Consider the following 3,908-nt stretch of genomic DNA (forward strand, 5'->3'; position numbering starts at 1 on the left):
ATTGGTCGCTATGGTACTCCTGAAGTTCTTTTCTTTGTTCTCTATTTTCACCGAAACCCCGGGTAGGGCACCACCGGCGGCATCTTTAACAATGCCTGTAACAGAGGCTCCGGTTTGAGCACTTGCAGTCCCTGTCAGCAACAGGAAGAGCAAGCCAGTCAGCCACAATAAGGGAAGCTGCTTTTTCAAATTTTTTTGTAAAGTTTGTTTCATAGTCGTCTCATTGATTTTTGTGAAGGGTTTGGTTAGTGGTTGTTTGTAGTTGATGGTTTGCTTAAGGTGTATTGGTGGTCTCTCAAATTTATTGTCAATTGGTTCAACAAGGCAATTTCTCTCAACATGTTTTCTGCTTGTTGGAGATCAGGTTTAATGGATCCTGTAAAATAGCGCCCGGCGATATCGCTTTGCTTGAAATGGATTTGTATGGGTAGTTCTTTCTCTAAAGTGCTGAAAATATTTTCCAGACTTTCATTTTTGAAAGTGATCATGCTGGCACTGATGGTGGTATTCCCCTGTATATTTGTCGAGGGCTTTGTGGTGTAAGCTCGAGTACTAACCAGTGACTTTTTGTGAACGCTTAATTCTTCACCTGCCTGGAGGTAAACGGGCTTCATTGCAGGGCCTGATTTTAAATTCTTAGGGCCAATAACTACTCTTCCTTCGTGTAATTGAATCAGGATGGTTTCGTCCTCTTCTTTGTCGGTCACCGTAAAGTCTGTCCCTAAGGCTGTGGTTACCATTTCATCTGCATATACCCTGAAAGGCCGCTGTGGATCTTTAGCAACCTTAAACCGGGCCACTCCTTTGAGGTAAAAGTTACGGTTTATACCTTTAAAATGTTCAGGGTAACGGATCTCACTTCCGGGTTGCAAGAATACGGTGGAGCCATCGGCTGTGTTTAAAACCAGTACTTCCTTGCCGTAATTGATGTTGACCAGGGTATGAACAACTTCGTTCTTATGGACTGGAGTTTTAGGTGACTCGTTTTTCAAAAATAGGGCCACTCCGCATACAACAAGGATTGATGCCGCTGCGCTCCATATCCACAACTTTCTAGTTTGAGGTGTTTTGAGCCCTAGCTCTTTTTTGACCTTCTTTAATAGTTCTTTTTCTTTAGCTGGGGAGAATAATGAAGCTGCTGGCAGGTCATTCCATGCTTGTTCAGGAAGAAATTCATCTTCCTTACCGGGGTTTTGCTGTAAATAATTTACTACTTCTGTTGCCTCATCTGCTGTACATTGGTCTTTAAAAAACCGCAGCATCAATTCCTTAGTCATCTCCATTATGCTCTATACGTTTCAGTGGAGGCTAACACCTAAGGGCTAAGAAAATATATTATTGATTTTTAAGCCAGGTGCAGTACAATGAGCAGGGGACTGTAATTGCGGAGGTATTTTAAAGCCAGGGCCATATGATTTTCAACGGTTCTGGTAGAGATGGAAAGTTTAGAGGCAATTTCTTTGTTAGACAGGTGTTCCATCCGGCTCATCATAAAGACTTTTCTCCTGATGGGGGGCATTTTTCCTATTGCCTGATAAACGTTTTCCAGTGCTTCTTTGTGCTCCAAGGTGTTTTCTGTAAAGTGGAGGGACTTTGATTGCTCTATTTTCTCCTGATACTTTCGTGAATGGGCTGCTTTTCTCAGCTCATCGATAAATATGGTTTTAGACATGCGGAATAACTGGGTGCTCAGGTTGAACTCCAAAGAAAGGTTTTCTTTTTTCTCCCACAAGCGGATGAAGACCTGCTGAACTACTTCTTCTGCAATTTCTTCGCGGCGACATTGCTTCAGCACAAAGCTGTATACTTTGCCACTCCATTGATGATACGCCAGTTCAAAGGCCTTAATATTGCCGTTTTTTATAGAGAAAACATCATCCATTGCTCCCGAAAATTAGAACATATAATTCAATAAAGCAAATGTTCGAAATGTCTGCTTGTTTCTTCAGAGCGGTGGTTTCTTTATTATTTTAAGGTAGCCATCATGAGCATTCTTTACTGCAAAATGTGCTGTTTGCTCATGATGGCGTTTTTCTCAAGTTATATCGTTGGGATCGTACCTCCGTCAATCACGTATTCCGTTCCCGATAAATATGCTGCTCTTGGTGCTGTTAAAGTCTTAATTAAATGTTATTACAGCCTTAATTTCATGTGCTATAGCTGTTAAAAAACAAAAATTGAGGTAAGGGCTTGAATTTCATTAAGATGTTGTGAGATTGATATAACATTTAATCGGAATTATATAAAAATATATCCTCCTCATTCTTTAATTTTGACTCGTCATGAAAAGAACACTGCTCATCTTTCTTGCAATATTTTACTTTGGGGTTTCCCAGGGTACAACGGTGTATTTTCATTACTGCATGGGTGAGCTGGTTGATTTAGGCATCACCAACCATGAAAAAAAGACCTGTGGCTTTTGTGGCATGAAACAAAGCAACACGGCTAAAAAAGATTGCTGTAAAGATGAGGCTAAGCAGGCTAAAATAGACCAGTCTAAAACCACTAGTCTATTACAGGTTCAATTTGAACAAACCTCTGTATTGGTTCAAAATAATGCCACATGGCAGCTAGAAGACTTTTCATTTCCTGTAAAACAGGGTAAAGCAGCATTAAGCAATGCGCCACCCATCCTACAGGAAATCCCCGCCTTTATCCGCAACTGTACTTTCAGAATATAATACCCCAACTTCCTACACAGGTTATGGCTTCGCCTGTAACCTAAAATTCACCCTATTTTCTTAAAGAATATTAATGAACTCATTTGCATAGGATTGCTAATGGTTTTACTTCATTATACATCACAGCCCTTTGCCAGTTTTACAGGCTTGGGTTAGCACAAAAACGATGGTACACAAATTTATTGAATGGTCACTAAAAAACAGATGGATGGTACTGCTCCTTGCAGCAGGGCTCTTTGTCTGGGGCATCATGGCTATTAAAAAGAACCCTATAGATGCCATCCCTGACTTGTCAGAAAATCAGGTCATCGTATTTACAGAATGGATGGGCAGGTCGCCACAATTGATAGAAGACCAGGTGACCTACCCCTTGGTGACTAATTTACAGGGGATTCCAAAGATTAAATACGTCCGTGGTTCCTCCATGTTCGGCATGAGCTTCATCTATGTCATCTTTGAAGACAACGTAGATATTTATTGGGCACGACAAAGGGTAATGGAGCGCCTGAGTACAGTTACACAATCTTTACCCACAGGTGTGGCTCCCCAGTTAGGCCCGGACGGTACAGGTGTTGGTCATATTTTATGGTATACCCTTGATGCGCCATCTTTAGATTTGGGTGAGCAACGAGCCATCCAGGATTGGTATGTGAAATTTGCCCTGCAAAATGTTCCAGGGGTAAGTGAAATTGCTTCTTTCGGCGGCTTCCAGAAACAATACCAGATTGCCATAGACCCTAATAAACTCCTTTATTTTAAGCTGTCGGTTCCTGATGTTATTGCCGCTGTGCGTTCAAATAACAATGAATCGGGGGGAAGGAAGTTCGAGTTGAGCGACATGGGTTATATCATCAAGACTTCAGGCTATTTAAAATCGCTGGACGAAATAGGCAATATCCCCATTAAAAATCAAAACGGCACCCCCATAAAAATCGCTGATGTGGCTGCTGTGCAAATGACAGGGGAAACCAGGCTTGGTATTTTCGACCAGGATGGCGAAGGGGAGCGTGTTGGTGGAATTGTAGTAATGCGCTATGGTGAAAATGCTGCGGAGGTGATTGAAAGGGTGAAAACTAAAATGAAAGAGGTGTCTAAAGGTTTGCCTCCCGGAGTTAAATTCGACATTGTTTACGACAGGGGTGAGCTGATTCAGGAATCTGTAGATTCTATCACCACCACCTTGATTGAAGAGATGATTGTCGTTTCGCTGGTGGTCATTGTTTTCTT

General features: G+C 41.7%; 5 protein-coding genes. 2 read left to right on the plus strand and 3 right to left on the minus strand.

What is annotated here, in order from left to right:
• The 3 genes from ACR2F7_RS09010 to ACR2F7_RS09020 all read right to left on the minus strand — a co-directional run.
• Positions 1–213: carboxypeptidase-like regulatory domain-containing protein (locus ACR2F7_RS09010; RefSeq protein ID WP_432713241.1), on the minus strand; the 213-nt coding region annotated here is incomplete at its 3' end.
• A gap of 32 nt (positions 214–245) precedes the next feature.
• Positions 246–1,283, minus strand: coding sequence for a FecR family protein (locus tag ACR2F7_RS09015; RefSeq protein WP_432713242.1), 1,038 nt, complete (start codon positions 1,281–1,283; stop codon positions 246–248).
• A 62-nt stretch (positions 1,284–1,345) separates the two neighbouring features.
• Positions 1,346–1,882, minus strand: a complete 537-nt coding sequence (locus tag ACR2F7_RS09020) for an RNA polymerase sigma-70 factor (RefSeq protein ID WP_432713243.1) — start codon at positions 1,880–1,882, stop codon at positions 1,346–1,348.
• A gap of 400 nt (positions 1,883–2,282) precedes the next feature.
• Between ACR2F7_RS09020 and ACR2F7_RS09025 the strand changes: the two genes are divergently transcribed.
• Together ACR2F7_RS09025 and ACR2F7_RS09030 are read left to right on the plus strand one after the other, a co-directional pair.
• Positions 2,283–2,681 carry an HYC_CC_PP family protein gene (locus ACR2F7_RS09025; RefSeq protein WP_432713244.1) on the plus strand — a complete coding sequence of 133 codons (399 nt, stop codon included), beginning with the start codon at positions 2,283–2,285 and terminating at the stop codon, positions 2,679–2,681.
• A 166-nt stretch (positions 2,682–2,847) separates the two neighbouring features.
• The coding region (locus tag ACR2F7_RS09030; RefSeq protein ID WP_432713245.1) for an efflux RND transporter permease subunit at positions 2,848–3,908 on the plus strand (1,061 nt) is incomplete at its 3' end.

Origin of the sequence: Pedobacter sp. (assembly GCF_045628745.1) — a bacterium.
Lineage (GTDB): Bacteria > Bacteroidota > Bacteroidia > Sphingobacteriales > Sphingobacteriaceae > Pedobacter.